The organism is Tardiphaga sp. P9-11 (assembly GCF_008329525.1).
Classification (GTDB): domain Bacteria; phylum Pseudomonadota; class Alphaproteobacteria; order Rhizobiales; family Xanthobacteraceae; genus Tardiphaga.
Window position 1 is genome coordinate 49827 of record NZ_NPKQ01000007.1, and the last position, 25726, is coordinate 75552.

The 25726-nt window shown below is 62.1% G+C and carries 16 protein-coding genes; 11 read left to right on the top strand and 5 right to left on the bottom strand.

What is annotated here, in order from left to right:
- The first annotated feature begins 32 nt into the window (after nt 1-32).
- The 3 genes from CIW50_RS21080 (at nt 33) to CIW50_RS21090 (ending at nt 3320) form a co-directional block, all read left to right on the top strand.
- The gene (locus CIW50_RS21080; RefSeq protein ID WP_149533151.1) at nt 33-1235 is read left to right on the top strand and encodes a pyridoxal phosphate-dependent aminotransferase; all 1203 of its coding nucleotides are present in this window, start codon (nt 33-35) and stop codon (nt 1233-1235) included.
- 113 nt (nt 1236-1348) lie between these two features.
- Nucleotides 1349-1861 carry a biotin transporter BioY gene (locus CIW50_RS21085; protein ID WP_246664394.1) on the top strand — a complete coding sequence of 171 codons (513 nt, stop codon included), beginning with the start codon at nt 1349-1351 and terminating at the stop codon, nt 1859-1861.
- Between the two features lie 118 nt (nt 1862-1979).
- The gene (locus CIW50_RS21090; RefSeq protein ID WP_149533153.1) at nt 1980-3320 is read left to right on the top strand and encodes a dicarboxylate/amino acid:cation symporter; all 1341 of its coding nucleotides are present in this window, start codon (nt 1980-1982) and stop codon (nt 3318-3320) included.
- Nucleotides 3321-3607: 287 nt separating this feature from the next.
- Here the strand turns inward: CIW50_RS21090 and CIW50_RS21095 are convergent, their stop codons facing one another.
- Nucleotides 3608-6787 carry an Rne/Rng family ribonuclease gene (locus tag CIW50_RS21095; RefSeq protein ID WP_149533154.1) on the bottom strand — a complete coding sequence of 1060 codons (3180 nt, stop codon included), beginning with the start codon at nt 6785-6787 and terminating at the stop codon, nt 3608-3610.
- A gap of 702 nt (nt 6788-7489) precedes the next feature.
- Between CIW50_RS21095 and CIW50_RS21100 the strand changes: the two genes are divergently transcribed.
- From CIW50_RS21100 to CIW50_RS29765, 5 genes are all read left to right on the top strand, one after another.
- Entirely contained in the window at nt 7490-8788 is a 1299-nt protein-coding gene (locus CIW50_RS21100; RefSeq protein ID WP_149533155.1) for an N-acetylmuramoyl-L-alanine amidase, read from the top strand.
- Between the two features lie 247 nt (nt 8789-9035).
- Complete coding sequence (locus CIW50_RS21105) at nt 9036-11528, top strand: penicillin-binding protein 1A (protein ID WP_149533156.1); 2493 nt, start codon at nt 9036-9038, stop codon at nt 11526-11528.
- 107 nt (nt 11529-11635) lie between these two features.
- A protein-coding gene (gene prfB, locus CIW50_RS21110; protein WP_139069924.1) for a peptide chain release factor 2 occupies nt 11636-12767 on the top strand; the annotation gives its coding sequence in 2 pieces (ribosomal slippage) (nt 11636-11704 and nt 11706-12767; 1131 coding nt in all).
- A gap of 15 nt (nt 12768-12782) precedes the next feature.
- Complete coding sequence (locus CIW50_RS21115) at nt 12783-13670, top strand: NAD(P)-dependent oxidoreductase (RefSeq protein WP_149533320.1); 888 nt, start codon at nt 12783-12785, stop codon at nt 13668-13670.
- Between the two features lie 164 nt (nt 13671-13834).
- A complete protein-coding gene (locus CIW50_RS29765) occupies nt 13835-14218 on the top strand; it encodes a hypothetical protein (RefSeq protein ID WP_149533157.1) in 384 nt (127 codons plus the stop codon).
- Between the two features lie 82 nt (nt 14219-14300).
- Here CIW50_RS29765 and CIW50_RS21125 read toward each other — a convergent pair whose 3' ends face one another.
- A complete protein-coding gene (locus tag CIW50_RS21125) occupies nt 14301-14930 on the bottom strand; it encodes a helix-turn-helix domain-containing protein (RefSeq protein WP_149533158.1) in 630 nt (209 codons plus the stop codon).
- A 224-nt stretch (nt 14931-15154) separates the two neighbouring features.
- On the opposite strand from CIW50_RS21125, the gene CIW50_RS21130 reads away from it, so the two are divergent.
- Both CIW50_RS21130 and CIW50_RS21135 read left to right on the top strand, forming a co-directional pair.
- Complete coding sequence (locus CIW50_RS21130; protein WP_149533159.1) at nt 15155-16024, top strand: fumarylacetoacetate hydrolase family protein; 870 nt, start codon at nt 15155-15157, stop codon at nt 16022-16024.
- A gap of 155 nt (nt 16025-16179) precedes the next feature.
- The gene (locus tag CIW50_RS21135; protein ID WP_149533160.1) at nt 16180-17160 is read left to right on the top strand and encodes a Bug family tripartite tricarboxylate transporter substrate binding protein; all 981 of its coding nucleotides are present in this window, start codon (nt 16180-16182) and stop codon (nt 17158-17160) included.
- On the opposite strand, the gene CIW50_RS21140 is transcribed toward CIW50_RS21135, so the two are convergent.
- The 3 genes from CIW50_RS21140 to CIW50_RS21150 all read right to left on the bottom strand — a co-directional run bounded on the left by CIW50_RS21140 (nt 17157) and on the right by CIW50_RS21150 (nt 21613).
- Nucleotides 17157-19214, bottom strand: a complete 2058-nt coding sequence (locus tag CIW50_RS21140) for a carbamoyltransferase C-terminal domain-containing protein (protein WP_149533161.1) — start codon at nt 19212-19214, stop codon at nt 17157-17159. The two genes, CIW50_RS21135 and CIW50_RS21140, sit on opposite strands and share 4 nt — an antisense overlap.
- A gap of 161 nt (nt 19215-19375) precedes the next feature.
- Nucleotides 19376-20734 (bottom strand): M23 family metallopeptidase, encoded by a 1359-nt coding sequence (locus CIW50_RS21145; RefSeq protein ID WP_149533162.1) that lies wholly within the window; start codon nt 20732-20734, stop codon nt 19376-19378.
- 90 nt (nt 20735-20824) lie between these two features.
- Nucleotides 20825-21613 (bottom strand): peroxiredoxin, encoded by a 789-nt coding sequence (locus tag CIW50_RS21150; RefSeq protein WP_149533163.1) that lies wholly within the window; start codon nt 21611-21613, stop codon nt 20825-20827.
- Nucleotides 21614-21990: 377 nt separating this feature from the next.
- Here CIW50_RS21150 and CIW50_RS21155 point away from each other — a divergent pair, with 377 nt between their 5' ends.
- Nucleotides 21991-25710 (top strand): YhdP family protein, encoded by a 3720-nt coding sequence (locus tag CIW50_RS21155; protein ID WP_149533164.1) that lies wholly within the window; start codon nt 21991-21993, stop codon nt 25708-25710.
- Nucleotides 25711-25726: the final 16 nt, after the last annotated feature.

Below are 25726 nucleotides of genomic sequence, written 5' to 3' on the forward strand. Positions count from 1 at the left end.
CGTGCATAACGCCGCGCAGATAGCAGATTTCCATGCCAGATACGATCCTCAAAACCCGGGCACACAGCCTTCTTGCGGCGTCGGGACGCAGCGATGTTCCCGCATTCATGGTGATGGATGTGATGGCGGCCGCAGCCCGGATCGAGGCCGCTGGCGGGCACGTGATTCACATGGAAGTCGGGCAGCCGGCAGCGCCCGCGCCGAAGGTGGCCATCGAAGCTGCGCAGGCAGCACTGGCGCACGGGCGGATCGAATATACCGCCGCGCTCGGTACGCCGTCGCTGCGTGCGCGGATCTCCAGGCATTATCGCGACGTCTACGGTTGCGCGGTCGATCCGGAGCAGATCGTCGTGACCACTGGCTCCTCCGGCGCATTCATCCTGTCCTTTCTCGCCCTGTTCGAGCCCGGTGACCGCGTCGCCGTCACGGTGCCCGGCTATCCGCCCTATCGGCATATTCTCACCGCGCTCGGCTGCGAGCCGGTGCTGATCGAGACCCATGCCGACAAGCGCCATGCCCTGACTGCCGAGGACCTGCTCGCAGCGCATCGCGAAAAACCGCTGAAGGGCGTGCTGGTCGCGAGCCCGGCCAATCCCACTGGCACCATGATGTCGCGCGAAGCGCTGACCAGCCTGATCCACGCGGCCGATGACGCGGGCATCCGCTTCATCTCCGACGAGATCTATCACGGCCTTGATTATGCATTTCCCGCAGTGACTGCCGCGGAGCTGTCACCGAATGCGCTCGTCATCAATTCGTTCTCGAAATACTTCTGCATGACCGGCTGGCGCGTTGGCTGGATGGTTGTACCGAAGCCGCTGGTACGGTCGATGGAACGGCTGCAGCAGAACCTGTCGATCTCGGTGCCGACGCTGTCGCAGATCGCGGCCGAAGCTGCCTTCGACGGTCATGCGCAGATGGAAGACATCAAGCATGGCTATCAGGAGAACCGCCGCATCCTGACCGCAGGATTGCCGCAAGCCGGCCTCACGGACTTCCTGCCGGCCGACGGCGCCTTTTATCTCTATGCAGATGTGTCGAAATTCACCAATGACAGCTTCGATTTCGCTAAACAGATGCTGGAACAGGCGCATGTCGCGGCAACGCCCGGCAGCGACTTCGATCCGATCCACGGCAAGTCCTATGTTCGCTTCTCCTATGCGAGCTCGACCGAAGACATGCATGAGGCGGTCGCGCGGATCAGTAAATGGCTCGGGCAGGGCGGTCCGAAGTGAGCGAGCCGATCGTGTCGACTGCTTCATCCGTCCCGCCCCAGCGTCACGTCTCGATCGCCGACGTGTGGTGGCCGACCCGCCGCAAAGGCTTTGCCGTCGTTAGGCGCGCCGTGATGCTGGCGGCGTTTGGCGTCGCACTGTTGGCGGTCTCCGCGAAGATCAACCTGCCGCTGCCCTATGTGCCGATGACCCTGCAGACGCTGGTCGTTCTGATGATCGGCGCCGTCTATGGCTGGCGTCTCGGCACGCTGACGATCATCGCTTATCTCGCCGCCGGTGCATTGGGATTACCGGTATTCGCCGGGCCTGTTGGTGGTCTCAAGCCGCTCACAGGGGCCACGGCCGGCTTCCTGTCCGGCTTCGTCGTCGCTGCGTTCATCACGGGCTGGTTCAGCGAACGCGGATGGGATCGCTCGATGGTCCGCCTGTTCGTGGCTATGGCCATCGGCCACATCGCGATCATGGCGATGGGCTTTGCCTGGCTGGCTTACGGCATGAAGCTCGGCGCCGAGAAAGCCTGGCTGGTCGGCGTGATGCCGTTCCTGGCGGGTGCACTTGTGAAGAACGCCCTGGGCGCGATCCTTGTACCTCTCCTTCGCGGCATGGTTGATCGCCGGTATCGCTGAACGCCCGGCGCGATATTAGTTCGTTAGTCGCATAAGTAATTCCGTGTCGCGGGTTGCAAGAGGCCGCCCATGTGACTAATGACCGCGGCAGTAAAGAAGCTCAGGGAGTTGAAGCGGAATGTCTGCGGTAACGACAACGGCGGGTGCGGGAGCGGCCGCTCCGGCCAAAAAGCCCTGGTACAAGGTTCTCTATATTCAGGTGCTGATTGCCATCGTGATCGGTGTGCTGGTTGGGTGGCTGGAGCCCCAGTTCGCCACCAATGAATGGATCAAGGCGCTCGGTGACGGCTTCATCAAGCTGATCAAGATGGTGATCGCGCCGATCATCTTCTGCACCGTGGTCTCGGGCATCGCCCATATCCAGGACGCCAAGAAGGTTGGCCGTGTCGGTATCAAGGCGCTGCTCTATTTCGAGATCGTCTCGACCTTCGCGCTGATCCTCGGCCTCGTGATGGGCAACCTGTTTCAGGTCGGCCATGGTCTGGTGACCAAGACCGAGGGCAGCGCGGGCGCTGTCGCCAATTTCGTCAAGCAGGCGGAAGCGACCAAGTCGGTCGACTTCGTGCTCAACATCATTCCCGACAGTGTCGTTGGCGCCTTTGCCAAAGGTGATATCCTGCAGGTGCTGCTGTTCGCGATCCTGTTCGGTTTCGCGTTGATGGCGCTTGGCGAGCGTGGCCATAAGCTGCGCGACATCATCGATGATACCTCGCATGCGGTGTTCGGCGTGATTGCCATCGTCATGAAGGCGGCTCCAATCGGTGCATTCGGCGCAATGGCCTACACCATAGGCAAGTTCGGCCCGGCGGCGCTGACCAATCTGCTCAGCCTGATCGTGCTGTTTTATGCGACTGCGGCGCTGTTCATCGTGGTCGTGCTCGGCATCATTGCCCGCATCGTCGGCTTCAACATCTTCAAGTTCATCGCCTATATCAAGGATGAGCTTTTGATCGTGCTCGGCACTTCGTCGTCGGAAAGTGCCCTGCCGCAGTTGATGGAGAAGCTGCAGCGTCTGGGCTGTTCGAAGTCGGTGGTCGGCCTCGTGGTGCCGACCGGTTATTCGTTCAACCTCGACGGCACCAACATCTACATGACCCTGGCGACCTTGTTCATCGCTCAGGCGCTCGGAGTGGATCTGTCGTTCGGCCAGCAGATCACGATTCTGATCGTGGCGATGCTGACCTCGAAGGGCGCCTCGGGCGTCACCGGCGCCGGCTTCATCACGCTGGCAGCCACGCTGTCGGTGGTCGATCCGCGTCTGGTGCCCGGCATGGCGATTGTGTTCTCGATCGACAAATTCATGAGCGAGGTTCGCGCGCTGACCAACATCACCGGCAACGGCATCGCCGCGGTGTTCGTGTCATGGTGGGAAGGCGAGCTCGATCACGACACCATGCATGCCAATCTCAACAAGACGATCGATCCGTCGGACGTTGAAACGGCGGTCACGACGGGCTGATCGAGACAACAGACGCAAGAAGACGAAAGCCGCCTGGTTCGCCGGGCGGTTTTTTTGTCGACTACATCGTCATTCCGGGGATGCATGTAAGACGGCGAAGCCGGCTGGAATGCAGACCCGGAATCTCGAAGTGCTTTGAACATGTCGGGATTCTCCGCCATTCCAATTGGAATGGCGGAGGCTCGCCCGCAGCTGTCGCTGCATTCGTCCCGGAACGACAGCTGTAGGGCATGAAAAAAGCCGCCTGGCATCACCAGGCGGCTTTTCCGTTGTCAGTGTCTCAGCGACTAGTCGTTGCCGAGAACGCGCGACCACCAGCCGGCCTTGCGGGGCTGGGCCTCGGCTGCGGGAGCTGGTGCAGCAGGGGTCGGAGCCGGAGCGGACGTCGGTTCCGGTGCAACCGCAACGGGCGCAGCAGCAGGCTGTGGCTCCGAAGACGTCGTTCCGAAGTTGACCTTCTCGCGCACGGTCGAGCGACGGCGCGCTGCGGCCTTGTCATCGTCCTGCGGTGCCGCTTCCTGCACGGGTGCAGGTGCTGCGACGGGCGCAGGCGCTATCGGCGTCAGCTCAGGTGCTGCCGGCGCGAACATTGGCACGGCATCATGCCGGCTTTGTTCGATCTCTGGCTGCTGTGCGGCATAGGACGTCACGGTGTCCGGGGCTGCGTGCTGGTGCGGCTGCGCGTCGTGGCGCGTGTCCTGACCTTCGAGATCGGCCACGGCATCGCCGGCCTCCGGGGTCTGCGTCGGTCCGAGTTCATCGGAAATCGATCCGGCCAGACCTTCATCGTTACCACCGCGCCGGCGGCGTCCACCGCGACGACCACGACGACGCGGACGTCGCTCGCCATCGGCCGGCTGGTCGGCACGAGCTTCACGGGGCTGATCGTCGGCCTCGTCATCCTCACCTTCGCTGTCATCGCCAACGGCTTCGACGTTACCTTCGACCGCGCCTTCATCAGCGGCATTCTGGAACTCGCCGCCCTCGCGACCGGGAGCGCCGCCTTCGCGGGTTTCACCCGAGCGGCCGCGACGGCGCCGACGGCGCTTGCGCTTGCGGCCATCGCTGTCTGCATCGCCGGTGGCGCTTTCACCCGACGCCTCGTCTTCGGTGAGACCTTCGGTCTCCTCGGTCTCGATCTCGGCTTCTGTCTCGAACAGGTCTTCGTCGTCGAACGGTTCTTCTTCCAGCGGCGGCGGGAAGGCAGCGACCTGAGCCGCGAGAAGCGCCTTGGCGGCTTCCAGCGTGTGCACCTGTTCGCCGCGGTCGATCACGAAGGACTGCTGACCGCTCACATTCGGATCGGCGATGACGGCGAGGGTCACCTTAAAGCTGTTTTCGAGATCGCGCAGATGGCCGCGCTTGTGGTTAAGCACATAGAGCGCGACATCTGTGCGCGTGCGCACAATGAGGTTATGCGTGGCGCCCTTCATCAGGATTTCTTCGAGGCCGCGCAGCAACTGCAGCGCCACCGACGACACCGAACGAACGTGACCGCTGCCGCCGCAATGCGGGCAGATATCCGTCGAACTTTCGAGCACGCTGGCGCGGATACGCTGGCGCGACATTTCGAGCAGGCCGAAATGCGAGATGCGGCCGACCTGGATGCGCGCGCGATCCTGACGCAGGCAGTCGCTCATCTTGCGTTCGACAGCGCGGTTGTTGCGCTTCTCGTCCATGTCGATGAAGTCGATCACGATCAGGCCTGCGAGATCGCGCAGGCGCAGCTGCCGGGCGACTTCCTCGGCGGCTTCGAGATTGGTTTTTAGCGCGGTGTCTTCGATGTGGTGCTCGCGGGTCGAACGACCCGAGTTCACGTCGATCGAGACCAGCGCTTCGGTCTGGTTGATGACGATGTAGCCACCGGAGCGGAGCTGCACGGTCGGCGAGAACATCGCGTCCAGCTGGCTCTCGACGCCCATCCGCGAGAACAGCGGCTGGCCGTCGCGATACTGCCTCACCGCGCGCACATTGCTCGGCATCAGCATGTGCATGAAGTCGCGCGCTTCCTGATAACCGGCTTCGCCAGCGACCTGAATTTCGTCGATTTCCTTGTTGTAGAGGTCGCGCAGCGAGCGCTTGATCAGCGAGCCTTCCTCATAGACGAGGGTCGGGGCCTGCGACTTCAGCGTCATGTCGCGGACAGTTTCCCACATCCGGATCAGATATTCGAAGTCGCGCTTGATTTCCGGCTTGGTGCGTGAGGCACCTGCGGTGCGCAGGATGATCCCCATGCCTTCCGGCACGTCGAGGTCCGACACCACTTCCTTGAGACGCGAACGATCCTGCGCCGAGGTAATCTTGCGCGAGATGCCGCCGCCACGGGCGGTGTTCGGCATCAGCACGGCGTAACGGCCGGCCAGCGACAGGTAGGTGGTCAGTGCAGCGCCCTTGTTGCCGCGCTCTTCCTTGACGACCTGCACCAGCATAACCTGGCGACGCTTGATGACTTCCTGGATCTTGTACTGGCGACGCGGACGGAAGGCGCGCTCGGGCACTTCCTCGAGAACGTCGTCACCGCCAACGGATTCGACCTGATCCTCTTCGGCTTCTTCCTCGCCGTCGTCTTCGTCGTCGTCGTGTTCGTCGCTGTCAGCGGCAGCGGTGTGCTCATCCTCGGCACGCCCTTCGTGGTGAACGTCCTCGGCATGCGCCGCGTTCTCTTCGGCGTGAGCGGCCTGAATCTGTTCGTCATGCGCATGATCATCATGCGCTTCGGCAGCGATGGGCGCCTGCGTTTCCGCCACGGCTTCGACCGGAGCAGGCGGGAAGCCTGCCGAAATCGGCTGTTCGGCTACGGGCTCGGATGCAACGACCTCAGACGCGACGACCTCGGGAGCTGCGGCTTCAGCAGCGACGCTCTCGGACACGGTCGGAGCGGGGGCATGGTCGTGGTGGTCGTGATCGCCTTCGGCATGTTCGTGCGCGTGGGTGTGTTCGTGACCTTCATGGTCATGGTGATTGTGGTCATGATCCCCAGCGTGGTGCCCGTCGTCATGGGCATGGCTATGGGTTTCGAACGCCGGGTCGCGCGGCTGTTCGGCCAGCGATGGATCGATCGCGGTTGCATCGACGACATCGCTCTGCACCCGTTCGCCACGGTCGCGGCGGCGGGAGTTGCGATGACGCGAGCGCTTACGGTTGGAGCGATTGTCGGTCTCTTCTTCAGCTTCGCGATGGGCGCGTTCATCCGCCTCGATTAGCGCCTGACGATCGGCGACCGGGATCTGGTAATAGTCCGGATGGATTTCGCTGAAAGCGAGAAAGCCGTGGCGGTTGCCACCGTATTCGATGAAAGCTGCCTGCAGCGACGGTTCAACGCGCGTGACCTTGGCGAGGTAGATATTGCCGCGGAGCTGCTTGCGCTGCGCAGTCTCGAAATCAAACTCTTCGACGCGATTGCCGCGAACCACGACAACCCGGGTCTCTTCCGGGTGGGTCGCATCGATCAACATTTTGTTTGGCATTTGGGGGCTCATGGAGGCGGACGGCGCGCGTGGCGGCAAGCGCGTATCGCGCGGCCGGGTGACGCAACGGTCCACCTGATTCGGGGGTGAGGGGAAGGCCGAAACACAGCCCTGAACGCCGTGCCGGTCGCGAGGTCAGTGCGGGGCGACGCGCGAAGCTTTTGCTTCGCATCGGCATAGTTCCCACCTGGGTCTCGGTCGTCGGCATCACAGTCTGGCGCATCAAGCGTCGGCCCGTCTGAACATCTTGGCGGCAAAGGCGCCGCCTTTTGCTGACGTCCGGCGTGCCGCAGAACGCGGTCGCCGGCTGTCGCATACTCCGCCCGTAAGGCCGGAATAATCGGTCATGAAGTGTCTAAAGCCGCCCCGGGAGAGAGAAAGGACCTGGGACCGGACACCGCCTGGGCTAGGACCGCCTCTCTGGGCAACCGCGCGCTGCGCTGGTTGTAGAGGGGAGGTCGGAAAACGCTGGATCCACCGACAGGTAGCCGGGAGAACGAGCGCTGCACCGGGAGGCTGAACGCGACACAACCGGGAGTTAAACCGTCAGCTCTTCGTACATACGAGGAATGGGGGGCGCATGCAAGGGAAGCGTCACAAGGCTGCAACACTCAGGCTTATTCGATACTGCGGGCTTAAGCTCCAGTTAACCCTGCAATCCTATTGGGTTAATGAGGGGCTGCTTCGGAGGCAGTGGATTCGTTGACGAGCCGCGCAAACTACGTCGTCAGGCTGGCCACGGTACTCTTGAGTGCCGGTTTTGGGCTGTTTTGGTGCCCGAACTCCACCCAGGCCGCCGGCGAGGCGCCACGCGCGGAAGTGGAAGGCACTTTCCCTGTCGCCTCAGATGTGCGGATCGCTGGCGACGAGAAGCAAACCCGTTTTATCCTCGATCTCGACAAGAAGATCCCGCTGCGTGCTTTCGCGCTGGCCGACCCGTATCGGGTGGTCATCGACCTTCCTCAGGTCACCTTCCATCTCGATCCCGGTGCTGGAACGGTATCCCGTGGCCTAATCAAGGCGTTTCGCTACGGCCTGGTGATGCCGGGCGGTTCGCGCATGGTGTTCGATCTGACCGGACCCGCCAAAATCAAGAATTCCTATGCACTCGATCCTGCCAACGGGCAGCCGGCGCGGATGGTAATCGAACTCGAATCTGTCGATCGAACCGCTTTCGTGCAGGCGCTGGCGGTCGAGAACCGCCCGGACCTGCGACCGGCCATCGGAACAGCCGCCGCGGCATCTCCCGTGGCGACCAAGGTGGTTGCCAGTGCCGCGCCCGACGCCGCGCCGGACGCCCGTCCAGTTATCGTGATTGATCCCGGCCATGGCGGCATCGACAATGGCACCCAGGCCGGCGGCGAGAGCGAGAAGGGGATCGTGCTGGGTTTCGGTCTGGCCCTGCGTGACCGTCTGGAGAAGCTTGGCAAATACCGGATCGTGATGACCCGTGCCGACGACACGTTCATTCCCTTGGATGAACGGGTGAAGGTCGCCCGCAACCAGTCAGCCGCACTGTTCGTCTCGATTCATGCCGATGCTTTGCCGCGCGGCGAGGGTGATGCCCAGGGCGCAACCATCTATACGCTGTCAGACAAGGCCTCCGACGCTGAGGCGGAGCGGTTGGCAGACTCGGAAAACAGGGCGGATGCCATTGCCGGCGTCAACCTGACGGAAGAGCCGACCGATGTCGCCGACATCCTGATCGACTTGGCGCAGCGTGAAACCCGAACTTTTTCGAACCGCTTTGCACGGCTTGTGGTGGGCGAAATGAAGACGACGGCCCGGATGCACAAGCATCCCCTGAAGTCGGCCGGCTTCAGGGTTCTGAAAGCACCGGACGTACCGTCCGTACTGATCGAACTAGGATACGTGTCCAACAAGGACGACCTCCAGCAGCTGATGTCCGAGAACTGGCGCTCCAAGACGGTCGGCGCGGTCGCCAAGGCGATTGACGGGTTTTTCGCCAAGCGAATGGTCTCTGCCGGCCCTGGAAACTGACGACCGGAACTGAAAATGACAAATCTTTCAGTACCAAAGCCGTGGCTTTCAGTATCAAAGCCCTAGTTTGGCCACAGCCGGCGCTCTATAAAAATTTCCGTGCGGCCGTCAGAATCGGTCAAGACTGATGGCCATTTCAGGCCGTCGCCTGAGCTTGTTTTTGCTGCGCGACTTGTTGCTGACTTCGCGCCCATGGGGGCCGCCGTATGTTATATTGCGGCACAGCGATTGAAACGGATCGTCGATAATGCGTCTGCTGGTGCGGTTTATGGGGTTCTTGTTCGCCGCAGGAACCGTGGTGTTCCTGGTGGGCGTGGCAGCCGCAGCCGGGCTGATCTGGCATTATTCCAAGGACTTGCCGGACTATTCGCAGCTTCAGGATTATGAACCGCCGGTGATGACGCGCGTCCACGCGTCGGATGGTGCGTTGCTCGGCGAATACTCCAAGGAGCGCCGGCTCTATTTGCCGATCCAGGCTGTGCCGAAGCTCGTGATCAACGCGTTCCTTGCGGCCGAAGACAAGAATTTCTACGAGCACGGCGGCCTCGACTATTCGGGCATGGCGCGCGCGATGGTGCTTTACGCGCAGAATCTCGGCTCCAACCGCCGTCCGCAGGGCGCGTCCACGATCACCCAGCAGGTCGCGAAGAACTTCCTGCTGACCAACGAGGTCTCCTTCACCCGCAAGATCAAGGAAGCCTTGCTGGCGATGCGCATCGAGCGGACCTATTCGAAGGACAAGATCCTCGAACTGTATCTCAATGAAATCTATCTCGGCCTGGGTGCCTATGGCATCGCCGCCGCGTCGCTGGTCTATTTCGACAAATCGGTGAACGAACTCACCGTATCGGAAGCTGCCTATCTGGCCGCATTGCCGAAGGCGCCGTCGTCGCTGCATCCGGTCAAGAACCGCGACCGTGCCATCGAGCGTCGCAACTATGTGGTTGATCGTCTGCTGGAGAACGGCTGGATCAAGCAGGCAGATGCCGATAAGGCGCGCAAGGAAGCGTTGACTGTCACCAGCCGTGGCAATCCCGGCCATATCTATGCTGGCGAGTATTTCGCCGAGGAAGTCCGCCGCGACATCCTCGAACGTTACGGAGAGAAGAAGCTCTATGAAGGCGGCCTCTCGGTCCGCGCCACTCTCGATCCCAAGCTGCAGGTGATGGCGCGTAAGACCATGACCAACGGCCTGATCAATTTCGACGAGGTGCGTGGCTGGCGCGGAGCGACCAACAAGATCGATATTTCCGGTGACTGGGGCGTGAAGCTCGCCGAGGTCAAGGCGCTGTCCGACATCGCACCCTGGAAGCTCGCGGTCGTGCTGGACGTCAGCGATCAGTCGGCGCGGATCGGCTTCCAGCCGGGCCGTGAACTCGGCGGTGCCGTGCTGAAGGATCGCCAGACCGGCATCCTGACTCTCGATGGCGTGCGCTGGGCTAGGCCCGCCGCTGGACCGACCAAGGGCAAGACGCCGACCGCGGTGTCTCAGGTGTTGAATCCGGGCGACGTGATCTATGTCGATCCGCTGCTCAACAAGGATGGCTCTGTGGTCGAGGGACAGTTCCGGCTGCGGCAGTATCCGGAAGTGTCCGGTGCGATGGTCGCGATGGATCCTTCGACCGGACGTGTGCTCGCCATGGTCGGCGGCTTCTCGTTCGACCAGAGCCAATTCAATCGTGCCACGCAGGCGTATCGTCAGCCCGGCTCGTCCTTCAAGCCGCTGGTCTACTCGGCAGCGATGGACAATGGCTACACGCCGTCCACCGTCGTGGTCGACGCGCCGATCGAGATCGATCAGGGGCAGGGTGCCGGTGTCTGGCGTCCGGAAAACTATTCGAGCGGCAAGTATTCAGGGCCGGTAACGTTGCGCAATGCGCTGATGCGCTCGCTCAACACCGTGACCGTGCGTCTCGCGCAGGATGTCGGCATGCCGTTGATCGGCGAATATGCCAAGCGGTTTGGCGTTTATGACGAATTGCCGAACTATCTTTCCTATGCGCTCGGCGCCGGCGAAACGACGGTCATGCGCATGGTCACGGCTTACTCGATGTTCGCCAATGGCGGCCGCCGGGTGAAGTCGACTTTGATCGACCGCATCCAGGATCGTTACGGCCACACCATCTTCAAGCACGACCAGCGTGAATGCCGCGGCTGCGAGGCGCCGGAAGGCTGGAAGAACCAGGCCGAACCGCAGCTCGTCGATCGCCGCGAGCAGGTGATGGATCCGATGACGGCCTATCAGATCACCTCGATGATGGAAGGCGTCGTGCAGGGTGGTACCGCGACCATACTGCGCGAAGTCGGCAAGCCGATCGCGGGCAAGACCGGCACCACCAATGACGAGAAGGACGCCTGGTTCGTCGGCTTCTCGCCGGATGTCGTGGTCGGCATTTATGTAGGCTACGACAAGCCGCGTAACCTCGGAGCCAAGGCCACTGGTGGCGCGCTGGCTGCGCCCATCGCCAAGGACTTCATGAAGCTGGCGCTTGCCGACAAGCCTGCCGTGCCGTTCAAGGTGCCTGCTGGAATCAAGCTGATCCGCGTCGATGCCAAGTCTGGCATGCGCGCCGGACCGGGAGACGGCGGTCGCACCATCCTTGAGGCCTTCAAGCCGGGTACGGCGCCGCCGGACAACTATTCTGTGATCGGTGTTGCCGATGCGGATGGTCGTTCGCTCTCGGTATCGCCGGAAACCGACCGCAGTTTCATGCGACCGGGAACGGGCGGGCTGTATTGAGGCCTGCCTGACCCGGAGCGATCCTTGTGGATTGCGCTTTGCTGCGCACGCCGCTACATCCCGATCACCATTTGTATTGCGGCTGACGCCGCCAGATCAGAGTTTCCATGCGCGCTGAAATCGAACGCCTCGTAGAAGAGATCAAGCAGTCAGTCGGGCTGCTGAGGAGGCATCTTTGACGTCGATGCATCCACGGCACGACTCGCAGAGCTGAACGCTCTCGCCGAAGACCCCAATCTCTGGAACGATCCGCAGAAGGCCCAAAGGCTGATGCAGGAGCGGACGTCGCTTGAGGATTCGCTTCAGGGCATCGGAAAGGTCACGCGCGAACTCGATGACAATATCGAGATGATCGAACTCGGCGAGGCCGAGGGCGATCAGGGCGTCGTGACGGAAGCCGAGAATGCGCTCAAGGCGCTGAAGAAAGAAGTCGCGCGCCGGGAACTGGAAGCGCTGCTGTCCGGCGAAGCCGATCGCTTCGATACCTATCTGGAAGTCCATGCCGGTGCCGGCGGCACCGAGAGCCAGGACTGGGCATCGATGCTGCTGCGTATGTATACGCGCTGGGCGGAAAAGCACGGCTTCAAGATCGAGTATCTCGAAGAGACGCAGGGTGAAGAAGCCGGCATCAAATCGGCGACCATCCAGATCTCCGGCCACAATGCCTATGGATGGCTGAAGACCGAAGGCGGCGTGCATCGTCTGGTGCGCATCTCGCCTTACGACTCCAATGCCCGTCGTCACACCTCGTTCTCAAGCGTTGCGATCTTCCCGGTCGTGGACGACAGCATCAAGATCGACATCAACGAGTCCGACGTGCGCGTCGATACGATGCGTTCGGGCGGCGCCGGCGGTCAGCACGTCAACAAGACGGAATCGGCCGTCCGTCTCACGCATATTCCGAGCGGCGTGGCCGTGGTCTGTCAGGCCGGTCGTTCGCAGCACAAGAACAAGGCCCAGGCCTGGGACATGCTGCGCGCGCGACTCTACGAAATCGAGCTCAAGAAGCGCGAAGAGAAGGCCGCAGCCGATCAGGCAGCCAAGACCGATATCGGCTGGGGCCACCAGATCCGCTCTTACGTGCTGCAGCCCTATCAGATGGTGAAGGATTTGCGCACCGGTGTGCAGACCTCGGACACATCTGGCGTGCTCGATGGTGATCTCGATGAGTTCATGGCCGCGACATTGGCGCAACGCGCCTTCGGCACCTCGCCGGGCGCCATCGACGACGTGGATTGAGTCATGCCCCCAGTTTTGCCCCATGTTGCGTTCGTCGGCTTGGGGCGCATGGGGCGCGGCATGGCCGGCCGTTATCTCGACGCTGGCTTCACCACTGCCGTCTGGAATCGCAGCAAGGCTAAGGCAGAAGACCTGATCGCACGCGGTGCGCGCTGGGCAACCTCGCCGTCGGACGCCGCAGCTGGCGCCGACGCCATCGTTACAATGGTCGCCGACGACGAGGCTTCCCGGGATGTATGGCTTGGCCGCGATGGGGCCGGACAGACGGCGAAGCAGGGCGCATTGGCGATTGAATGTTCGACGGTGTCGCACCAGCATGCACTCGACCTTGCCAAGGCACTGCAAACGCGTGGGCTGATTTATATTGATTGCCCGGTCACCGGCCTGCCGGATGCGGCCGCGAGCGGCAAGCTCACGCTGCTGGTCGGCGCGGATGCCGCTGATCTGGAAAAGGCCCGGCCGTTCCTGGCGCCGATCGGATCGACAATCCGGCACTTCGGCCCCGTCGGATCGGGCACGGTCTACAAGCTGATTAATAACCTGATGGGCGCGATCCATATCGCCGGGCTCGCCGAAGGTCTGGCCATCGCAGAACATGCCGGGCTGGATATGAAGCTGGTTCTGGAGTCCATCGCGAGTGGCGTCGCGGCAAGCCCACAGGTCCTGCGACATGCGCCGCGCATGGTGACGCGCGATTATTCAGGTGCATCCTTCACCGCTGCGCTGCGCCATAAGGATGCGGCCTATGCGGTGAAATTGGCGGAGCAGCTTTTGCAGGCGAGGCCCCTCGTCGGCGCCGCGGCCGTTGAAGCCTATGAAAAGGCGAAGGCTTTTGCGCCCGACGATGACGAAGCCAAAATGATCGAACTCATCTCGCAACCGAGAGACGGCAGAGCAAGCTAAGCGCCTGCCAAAAGTCTGCGGCGTCTTGAAACAGTCGCGTCGCTGCGTGTCCGCTTCCGTTCTTCCTGCCACCCGATATCATCCCTAGGTCGGAACTCAGTGTCCGGCGCTGGCTTATCCCGATGCCGCATATCGCGGTGTCACGAATTCAATGGGTGTGGGGCATGAAGAAGATCATTCCAATTCTTGCTGTTGGCGTTGCATTGATGCTGGGCGGCTGCGGCCGCGATCCCGGACCGGCAGGTCCGAAGGGCGAGACCGGCGCCCAGGGGCCGGCCGGTCCGCAGGGCGCGCAAGGCGTTCAGGGCATTCCCGGCGCGCAGGGACAGGCGGGTGCACAGGGACCCCAAGGTCCGCAGGGCACGCCCGGCGCCAAGGGTGACAAGGGCGATGCGGCACCGGTCAGCTTCCGCGCGGTGCAGGCCGATGGCGCGATCAGCTGTGAGGCGACGGAGACGCTGGTGTCCGTTGTCTGCCCGAACGGCGGCGCACCGGACGGCACCAAGTGCACGACGACGCCAACCGTCGGGCTCTGTCTGAAGAAATAATCGAGCAGCCGACTCGTGTCGGCTGCTCGCAAACAGTCCCTCGCTCGCACGTGAGCGGGGGACTTCAAACGACTGGGGGCTGCTAGATCTTGCTGTCGCTGCGTCGCCCGTAACTCGGCGGAGCTGAAATCACGAGATAGTACTCGCACCGGCGCGAAGTCTTGTTCTCGAACCAGTGCTCGACATCGACCTCGAAATACAGCGAGTCTCCTTCATCCAGAACCGTCTCCGTATCCTTGGTTCTCACGGTGACGCGTCCATGCGTGGCCAACACGTGTTTGGATGTACCCTGGGGGTAGGCAGGCAGTTTGCCGGTCGATGTTTTCGGGGGCAGGTGGTGCAGAACGACTTCCACCGCCATGCCGGCCATGACCGGCGACAGCAGGAAGCGCTCGAAGCCCGTCTTTGAATCGCGAAAGATCTGGCGCTGATCCTTGCGCACAACCGCGAAAGCGCGGCGCGGCGCGTCGTCGTCGCCCATCAGTGTCGAGAACGATGTTTCCAGAGCCAGCGCGATACGCCGCGCGACCCCGATCGTCGGGCTCTTCTCGCCGCGCTCGACCTTCGACAGCATCGCCCGGCTGACACCGGACTGCTTGGAGAACTGCTCCAGGGTCAGGTTAGCCTGTTCACGCAAGATGCGAACCCGATCGCCGAATGCGCGACTGACGGGGTCTTCACGAACGACCTTCCGTGTCGCAGGCTTCGCCATATCGGGTGATGCTCCATTGCAGTTTGCGGCAATCCGCTGGTGATTCCATCTTAGGCGGGGTTGCCCGCCGTGTCACATCCTGCTGCGGCAGATGATCGCGCGTGTCTTCTAAAGAATAAACGGCCGGGATGACTATCTTGCGAAAATCTTCTATCGAAGATAAAGGTGTCTTTGGAAGACGCGGCGATCCATTCGCCGGATAAGCAGATCTATCAGGAGAAAAAATGCACCTAGTTACGTTCCTGCACGAAGGCCAGCCGACGGTCGGCATCGCAGATCAGGCGCTTTCGCAAGTCTCGCCGCTGCCGCGCGACGTCGCCCCCGATATGATCACGCTGATTGCTAACTTCGATCGCTTGAAGGGCACGCTTGCCGCTGCTGGTGGCGCGCCGCTCCCCATCGCAAGCGTAGAACTCCTTGCGCCCATTCCGCGCCCGGCGCGCAACGTGTTTTGCGTTGGCAAGAACTACCATGAGCACGCCAAGGAATTCGCGGGTAGCGGTTTCGACTCCTCTGCAAAGGAAGTCGTGCCCGAAGCGCCGGTGATTTTCACCAAGCCATCGAGCACCGTCATCGGTCCCGGCAAGTCGATTCCGAACTATCTCGATCCGACCGACAGCACCGACTACGAAGGTGAGCTGACGGTAGTCATCGGCCGCGGCGGCCGCGGGATCAAGAAGCAGGACGCGCTGGCGCATGTGTTCGGTTACACGATCATCAATGACGTGACGGCGCGCACGCTGCAGCACAAGCACCGCCAGTGGTTTATCGGCAAGGGCATCGATGGTTTTTGCCCGATGGGTCCGGCAATCCTGACTGCTGATGAAATGCCCGATCCGACGAAAATGCGGCTGACGACATCCGTTAACGGCGAACGCCGCCAGGATGCGTCCGTGACCGATCTCATCTTCGACATTCCGACGCTGATCGAGTGTATCTCGGCAGGGATTACCCTGGAGCCCGGCGATCTGATCGCGACCGGAACGCCGGCTGGCGTCGGGCTTGGCTTCACGCCGCCGCGCTTCCTCAAGAAGGGCGACGTCGTGACGATCGAGGTCAACGGCATCGGTAAGCTGGAAAACCCGGTCGGCTGATCGCTGTCGATCAGATCACAATCGAGGCGCATGGGGCTTATCTGCCCCATGCGAAAACTCTGCGAGCTTCAATAGCCCCCGCGCCTCTGGGCCGCGCTGTGTTCGTTGATGCACGCATCCGCTGCATCGCCAAATAGAATAAACGGGAGATAACCATGAAACGCCGTGATTTCCTTGCGGGCCTTGGCGGCCTGTCGACCCTCGCAGTGACTGGCCAAATTGCAAACGCGCAGGAAGCGTGGCCGAGCAAGAATATCAGCATGGTCGTGCCGTTTCCGGCAGGCGGGCAGGCGGACATCGCTGCGCGTCCGGTCGCGACTTACATGCAGAAGGTGTTGGGCAAAGCCGTGATCATCGACAACCGCAGCGGCGCCGGTGGCTCGCTGGGCAACGCGACCGTGGCACGCGCAGCGCCTGATGGACACACGCTGCTGATGACGTTGTCCTCGCTGGCGGTGCTGCCGGAGTCGGATCGCATCTATGGTCGCCCGGTCGCCTATGAAGTCGATCAACTGCAACCGGTGGCGCGCGTACTCGCAGATCCGACGCTGTTCGCCGTCCCGGCCAGCGCGCCTTGGAAAACAATTCAGGAATTCGTGGCGGATGCCAAGGCGCGTCCTGGTGCTATTTCCTACGGCTCGTCGGGCCCGTTCGGCACGCTCCATGTCTCAATGGAGATGTTTGCCCTCGCGGCGGGCATCCAGATGCTTCACGTTCCGTATCGCGGCGCGGCACCTGCGATCAGCGATCTCATCGGCGGACAGATCCAGGCGCTGGCTTCTGCGCCCGGAACGCTCAAGCAGCATGTCGACGCCGGTACGCTGCGTGTTCTTGCGAATTTTGGCGGCGAGCGTCTTGCAGCATTCCCGAACCTGCCGACGTTCAAGGAACTCGGTTATCCCGATGTCGAATTCTACATCTGGGCTGGTCTTTTCGCGCCGAAGGGCATGCCTGCGCCAGTCGTGACCAAGTTGCGCGACACCATGCGCGATGCGCTGAAAGATCCCGAAGTCACCAAGGTCTTCGAGGCTGCCGGCAACATGCCCGCTTATCAGGACTCGGAGGAGTTCGCCGCTTTCGTGGCCAAGGACAGCGAGCGTTTGGTCGCCGTGGCCAAGAAGATCGGCAAGGTTTAAGCGCGAGACCACTCGGCCAGCCATGCCGTAAACCGGCCGCTATCGCGGGTGCCGCCATGCCAGGCGGCGGTCACCTGACCGTCGCTCGCGACCATCAACACGACATCGAGACCTGCGGAGCGTTGCAACGTCTCGATGGCCTGCTGCGGCGTCTGCGCGATCGGGCCGGCGACGTTGAATGAGGTATTCACTGACAACTCGACGCCGATATGGCGACCGAGCGCCTTGAGATAGGCATGAGTGAGCGGATCGTCCTCGGCACGAACGATCTGGATACGTCCGGTGCCGTCGGCATGGATCACGGCCGGGATTTTGTCCCGTGCATGTGGCTTCGATTGCGCCGTCAGCACCATGTAATTGTAGGCATTGTAGTCCGCGTCGGACGCTCCCTCCAGCAAATCAAAATACTCACAGGCCGCCTCAAGCGTCGCCATCGGCGCCAATGGGCGGATGGCTTCGCGATATTTGACGCGCTCATTGAGGCGTTCCCGCGTGCCGGCGTCGCAGGGGTTGGCGAGGATTGAGCGATGGCCGAGCGCGCGCGGGCCAGTCTCCGCCGCGCCCTGATAGAGCGCGATGATGCCGCTCTGTGCCACCATGAAAGCCATCAGGTCGGCAATTGCACCACAGCCCTCAGGCGTCGAGATATCGCCGATCATCTGTGTCTTGATGTCTTCAGTCCGCAACGCCGCAGTAATGTCAGTCTGCGTCGGCGCATCGCCACAATAGAACGCATGCGTCATCGCCGCGCCGCGCGGCGCGCCGATGAGATGTGCAAACATCCAAGCCGCGCCGATGGTCACGCCGGGATCGCCGGGCGTCGGCGGAATCCACAGATGCAGTCGTTTTGTGCGGCCTTGTGCCTGCGCAAACCATGCCTCGTCGAAATGCTGCAGAAGCCGCATATTTCCGAGCGCGTTGAGGGCCACGCCGCCGGTAAGCACCAGCCGATGCGCGCCGGTCGTGCGCAGCAGATGATCGACCACGTGTTTCATCGCGTCTTCGAACACGAGCTGCGTCGCCGCCGCCTTGTCGAGACGGTCCTGCGTATCTGGTCGATGCTGGATGTCCTCGACGCGCAGCACCGCGTCAGGATTCCACAGCTGATCCGGCTTGAGCGGTTTACCGAGAATCTTGATCAATGCGGACTTGTAAGGCGCCTCGAACGGGTCGCAATACCAGTTGCCCATGGCGCGGTTGAGCTGGATCTCTCCGTTGGCACCAAAATGCAGCACCTCGCGCAAGCGTGCGTAGTACGGATTGCTGGCGCGATTCATGTCGCCCCAGGCGGCGGCGCCCATATAGCGGCCTTCGCTGGAGAGCCACGTCCAGCCGCCCTGGGTGGACGAAATCACGCTGTAGAAGGCGCCGAGGGAGTCGAAGACACTGTTGTTACAATATAGCTGCTGCATCTCGCCGCTCTCGGCGACATAGAGCGAGATCGAGCCCTGATCACCGGTGCCGTCGAGGACGGCGATGGCAACGGGCTCATTGCAGTCATCGAATGGCGACGCTGCAAATGAGAACCAGGCGTGGTTGTCATGATGCGGCATCATCAGCAGCGGGACACGCGCGGGCAGGCCGAATTGCTTGCGAAGCAGTTTCGGGGTCCGCGTCATCTGCTCGAGGCGCCGTGCGTCGAAGCTGACGGAGTTCTTGGTGCGGAGCAGCTTCAATCCGTCGGGAAGTTCTTCAACGATGCTTCGCGCCAACGTGCCCAGCAGATCGGGGTAATCCCAGGTCGTCAGCCATGCATCGATATCGGCGACGTCGCGTCCCATCGCACGCAGCGTGACGCGCATCGCATCGAGTGCTGCGCGCGGATATTGCGTGGTGTGCTTGTCGCCCGAGAATCGCTCTTCTTCGTTGTTGACGATGAGGCGCGGGCCATTGGCCTGCGTGACTTCGACCAGCGCCACGCCGGAATTGTGCGTGCCAGGCAATCCGAGACCGGCAAGCAAGACCGTCTCACCGCGCGCAAGCTTGGCGCGGATCTCTGCGATGCGACGGACCGTGAAATGGGAGTCGTTGGCGTGAAAACCTGCCAGCGTCATCGCCCAGGTCGCGACCCGTCGTGTGGCGCGGAAACAGAACCGACCGAGACGGGGGAAACGGGGACCGATGCGTCGGGGGGATTTCAACGGGTTGCCTCGGATTGACGAAGACCCGCTTCAATCACATCAGGGGCAGGGCAACAATGCCCTGCGTGCCGCACCTAGCCTGCATTCAAGCGCACACCGGCGCGGAGAAATTTCTGCGGATCGACAGCTTCGCCATCTATACGGGTTTCATAGTGCAGATGCGGGCCGGTGGAGCGACCGGTCGAGCCGACCAGACCGATCACCTGGCCGATTTTGATGGTGTCGCCGACCTTGACGTTGATTGCGGACATATGGCCGTAGCGGGTCGACAAGCCATTGCCATGGTCGATCTCGACCATGCGGCCGTATCCGCCCGCATAGGCCGCGGAGACGACGCGGCCGTTGGCCGTGGCGCGGATCGGGTCGCCCGTGGCGCCGCGGAAATCGAGGCCGGTATGCATCGCAGGACGACCGAGGAACGGATCGCTGCGCACGCCGAAGCCCGACGTAAATTCGACTTCGCCGACGACAGGCTTGCGATAGGGCACCAGCGCCATGGTCCGGTTCAACTTATCCATCTGTGCGCGGGTTACGTGGATGCGATAGAGCTGACGCTCGAACGGATCGGCGCTCGACGACAGTTTGACCGGCACGAACGGGCCGCCCATGGGCGCGCGTGGTGTGGCGGATTCCAGTTTCGCCATATTGAGCCCGAGGTCCGAGATCGCGCCACGCATGCGGCGAACCTTGGAGTCCATGGATTCTTCAGCCGCGGCGAGTGTCGCAATCTGGCGGCTCTCGACCTGATCGAGCGAGGCCTGCAGGCGGCCGATCACAGTGTCGACGCCGCCGAGTTTGGCGAATTGGCTCGGTTGCTGGGCGGTGAGAGCAGGGGTGCGGGATTCAAGCCGTGCTTCGCGGTCCGGCGGCGCCACAAAGGTTACCGTGTCGCTGATCGGAGACGGCTTGGGGATCGATGTCGTTGGCTCAATCGCGGCGCCACGGGCTGGCGGCTTGCTGATCGAGCCCGTAACCGACAGATCGGGCATAGCACCGAGCGCAGAGGCGCGAGACTCCAGTGTCGTCTGACGGCGCATAACCTGATCGAGCTTCTGATCGAACTGCTCCTGATCCAGCATCTGCCGGCTGGTGGTGCGGTCGATCTTCGAGCGGAGCTCGGCGATGCGATCTTCGTAGGCGTATTGCATATCGGCCTGCCGCGCGATGAGCTTGGTCAGCACGTCGTCGCGAAAGGCGAAATAGGTCGCTGTAGCTGCAGACCATGCGCCGAGAACGGTTACCGTGCCGACGACGATCCAGAATACCACAGGTCCGATGCGGACCTGCTTGCCACCGTGAGCGATCGTGTAATCGCTTTGATTGCTCTTGGAGGCTGGCGCCTTGACCGGCCCGACGCGCCGCGCCTGTGGCCGTCCATGGTCATGTGGGTGGTGCTGAGGGTACTCGGCATATTGGGTAGGACGGTTCGACATCAGCACTCCGGTGCCAGCCGGAGACTCGTCGGCTAGCTCAATGGAGGTGATTTGAGGCCTTCATGGTTAATTTTGAGCGAATGAGGTCGCTCAAATCCGACGCGCTTCTTCGAGTACCGCGTCTGCGTGTCCGTCCACTTTGACGCCGCGCCAGATCTTGGCGACGTTGCCTTTGGCATCGATTAGAACCGTCGTGCGAAGAACGCCTTCAAAGATTTTGCCGTACATCGATTTTTCGCCCCAGGCGCCATAGGATTTCAGCATTGCCTGCGTGGCGTCCGAGAGCAGCGGGACACCCAGAGCGAACTTGTCGCGGAACGACTCCTGAGCCTTTAACGGATCGGCCGAGACGCCCAGTACGGCAGTGCCGGCAGCCTGAAAGTCCGCCGACAAGCGGGTGAAGTCGATGGCTTCCTTGGTGCAGCCGGGCGTGCTGGCGCGCGGGTAGAAGAAAATCACGAGCTTCTGCCCGGCATAGTCTGACAACGAGACTTCGGTGCCGCCATCGCGCGGCAACTGGAACGCTGGCGCCTTGGCGCCCTCGGTCGCGAAGGCGGGTGAAGTCGGTGCTATTTTCTCCGGAGCCGGCTTTGGAGCTGCCGTGGGTTCGGCCGCAGGCTTCGCCGCCGCCTTGGGCAGAGTTTTTACGACAACCGTCTTGGCCGCGACGGTCTTTGCTGCCGGAGCCTTCTTGGCGGCAGCCGGTTTCGACGCTTTGGCCGAGACTTTCGCCGCTGGCTTGGCTGGCTTTGCCGCCGCGCTCTTCATCGCCACCTTGGCCGGCTTCTTCACGGCCTTTGTTGATGCGGTCTTGGAGGCCTTTTTGGCTACCTTCTTCGCTGCGGTCTTTGCGGGTTTCTGGCTGGCTTTCTTGGCCATGGATGTTCCTTTTCTTCGCGTTCAGCGGATTAATGGGGCGGTGCGGCCGGCGAGGCGCTTGGCCGCAGTTTCCGGCGTCAACCCAGCGTTCGCGCCCGATGCGTTTCCTGCCACTATACAGATGGCGTGTTTCGAGGGATTCTTGCGCGATATCGCGGACATACGCCTTCCTTTCGTCGCTTTCGGCGGCTCAGTGTGATGGCATTGCAAAGATGCACCGGCGATCGGGTGGCGGCACGTTGCGGTGCAAATACGCTGTCCTCGGAGTATGGTTACAAAGGATTCGACGCAACACACGTTCCGTGCGCCATAAGGGCGCCGCAACGACCGCACGACGAGTTATGATTTAAACCGAGGATTGGCAGCGATGCCGGCAGATGCGCTCGTCAGATGTCGATGCGCGAAGGGCCGGTGATGATCGTTCTCACACTCAGCGCCAGCACCGAGAGGCAATGGCCAGAAATAAGCCGCCACAAGCGTATCGATCGCGCGCCGATGACCAACCCTCGCAATGGGATGATGCCGATTGGGATCATGAGCATGACGAGGCCGGGCATCACCGCGCGCGTCGTTTGCTGTCAAAAAAAGAATCGGGCTGGCATCGTTTTGGCGACCGGCTCGTTGCGGTTCGCGACTGGCTGTCCGGCGGTCGATGGGTCAAGCGGATCGCGGCTGTTCTTGGCATTCTTCTGATCGTCTGTGGTGTGTGCTTCGGCGCTTTGTGGGTCCGGTTGGGCGCGGGCCCGATTAATTTCGACATGGCCACGCCGTGGCTGGTCGAGGCGATCCAGGACAACATCGGTCAGGGCAACACGGTCGAAGTCGGCGGCACCCAGATCGAACGCGCCGGACGAGTCCGGATGGCGGTTCGGATCCGCGATATCGTCGTGCGCGACCGTGATCATGCCGTGGTTGCCAGCGCCCCGAAGGCCGAAGTCCGGCTCTCCGCTGCTGCCATGATGATGGGGCGCCTGCGCGCTGAAAGCCTCAACCTCGTTGATGTCGAGCTGGCCGTGCGCATTACGCCGGATGGGCAAGTGACTGTGTCGACCGGCGACAATGCCCGCCCGATCGCGACGGGCGTCGCATCGCCACGTACGCCTGGGTCGTGGCTCGGTCCAGCAAAGCAGCCGGAACTGACCTTCCCACGGCAGCCGCAGCCGCCAGTCGTCCAGGTCCCGCAACCGCCTGCCGACAAGCGTGAGGCACCTACCGGCTTGCTCGCCGGTCTCGATTGGCTCGACAGCCTGACCCTGTCGGGCCTCGACGGGCAAAATCTCAACGAGATCGGTCTGAAAAACGGCAAGCTGGTGGTTGACGACCAACAGCGCGGCAACAAATGGGCCTTCAACAATATCAGCCTGACCTTGCGCCGACCGAGCGGCGGCGGCGTCATGATGACGGTGGGCGAAGGCGGCAAGGCGCCATGGACGCTCGGCGTCACGGTCGGCGCGCCATCCAACGGTGTTCGCGCGGTCAGCCTGCGTGCCGACAAGGTCCCGACCCGAAATATCCTGCTTACACTGCGCATGAAGGATCTCACTTACAGCGCCGACCTGCCGGTGACCGGTGAGTTGCGCGGTGAAATCGGGCGCGACGGCCTCCCGACCTATCTCCGCGGCAAGCTCACCGCCGGGGCGGGAAATATCATCGACAATGACACGCCGGACTATCCGATGCCGATTGATCAGGCAGAGGTGAGTGTCGAGTGGGACGCCGGCCGCCGCGTGTTGCTGGCGCCGTTCAAGTTCGTATCCGGCGAAAACCGCGTCACCTCGCTGGCGCATGTCGAGCCACCCAATGGCGCAACTGACTATTGGCAGGCCGGTATCAGCGGCGGCACTATCGTGCTCGGGGGCGGCCAGGGCGAAGCGCCGCTGATCTTCAACAGCATCGATATCGGTCTGCGTTTCGATTCCGACAATCGCCGGGTTTTGTTGACGCGCGCCAATATCAGCAATGGGGAGATCGGCGTCGCCGGCACCGGCAGCATCGATTATGCGAATGAGCCACGCATGACTCTCGGCTTTGCGGGAACACCGATGTCCGCCTCGGCGCTCAAGCGGATGTGGCCCATCCTCATCGTGCCGGAAGTGCGTGAATGGGTCATCGAGCGTATTGAGGGTGGGCAACTCCAGAGCATCGAGATTGGGGTCAATTCGCCCACCAAGAACCTGACACGACGCGGGCCGCCAATTCCTGATGAGGGACTTTCGGTCAAGATCCTCGCCAACGGCGTCGCGTTACGTCCGGTCGACGGCATGCCCGTGATCCGTGACGGCGATCTTCGCGCGCGCGTCACAGGGCGCACCGCTACCGTGACCATCGGTCAGGCAAACACCGAGACGGCGGGGGGGCGCAAGCTCAATCTCAGCGATATCGTGTTTGAAGTTCCGGATATGGCACCGAAGCCATCGCCGGCCCGCGTGCGCTTCAAGCTGGACGGACCGGTGGCGGCCGTGGCCGATGTCCTCAACTCCAACCGTCTGAGTGAAGTCACCGGCAACATGCTCGACCCGGCGGCCACCAAGGGCAACGTGACCGCGCAGGTCGCCATGGGCATGCCCATCCAGCACGAACTGACCAAGGCCGATACGACCTACAACATCACCGCGGATCTGACGGCATTTTCCGCCGACAAGCTGGTGATGAACCAGAAGCTCGAAGCCAACGCGCTGAAGGTCACTGCGAACAATCAGGGTTATCAGGTCAAGGGTGACGTTAAAATCGGCGGGCAGGCGGCATCGCTCGACTATCGCAAGCCAGCCGATGGCGATGCTGATGTGCGTCTCAACGCGACGCTCGACGATGCCAGCCGCGCGCGGCTCGGCATGGACCTCGGACCGGCGGTGGTTGGCAACCTCCCGATCAAGGTTGTCGGCAAGATCGGCTCCGGGGACCGTGACAGCAAGCTCGGGGTCGACGCCGATCTAACGCCATTGAAGCTCGACAACATTCTGCCGGGTTGGATGAAGCTCCCCGGCAAGAGTGCTCGCGCTGTCTTCAACGTCGTGAAGAAGGGCGACACAACCCGTCTGGAAGACATCGTCGTTGATGGCGGTGGGGCTTCGATCAAAGGCTCCGTCGAAGTCGATCAGAGCGGTGACCTCGTCGGTGTGAACTTCCCGATTTATTCGCCGTCCGAGGGCGACAAGACGTCGTTGAAGGCTGACCGTAGTCCGGATGGTGTATTGAAAGTCACGATGCGGGGCGACGTGTTCGACGGTCGCGGCTTCCTGAAATCGGCGATTTCCGGCAAGGATGGGGATCCCAAGAGCAAAACCAAATCGGTCGACTTCGATATTGATGTGAAGCTCGGCGCTGTTGCCGGTTACTACGGCGAGGCGGTTCGCAGCGTCGATGCCAAGATTTCGCGGCGCAACGGTACGATCCAGAAATTCTCCCTGAACGCAAAGCTCGGACGCGATACACCGCTGACGGGCGACATGCGCGGGCGTTCCCAGGGTGCCGGCCGTGACGTCATTTATATTGAGACCAACGATGCTGGCGCCTTCCTGCGCGCGACCGATACCTATTCCAAGATGACGGGCGGTCAGCTCGCACTGGCTATGGATCCGCCGTCGTCGGATACCCGCGCCAAGGAAGGCCTGATCAACATCCGCGACTTCAACGTCAAGGGCGAGGCGCAACTGGCCAGTGTTGCCGGAGGCGGGCAGAACGCGGCGCAGAGCAGTGTCGCGTTCTCCCGATTGCGTGCCGAGTTCACGCGACAGAACGGCCAGCTCACCATTCGGGACGGCGTCGTCAAGGGCCCGACCGTCGGCGCGACCATCGAAGGCAGTATCGACTACCCCCTCAACCAGGTTCGGATGAGCGGTACCTTTGTGCCAATGTATGGGCTGAACAACATGTTCGGCCAGATTCCGATCGTCGGACTGTTTCTCGGTGGCGGCAGCAATGAAGGCCTGATCGGCGTCACCTACGAAGTCGTGGGTACGCCCGGTGCGCCAGTGCTGCGCGTCAATCCGATCTCGGCCATGGCGCCGGGCGTTTTCCGCAAGATTTTCGAGTTCGGTACCGGCAAGCAGAATAATTCGGTCGAATTCCCGGGAACACCAAACAACAATAGCAACTAACGACGTTCTGCAGCTT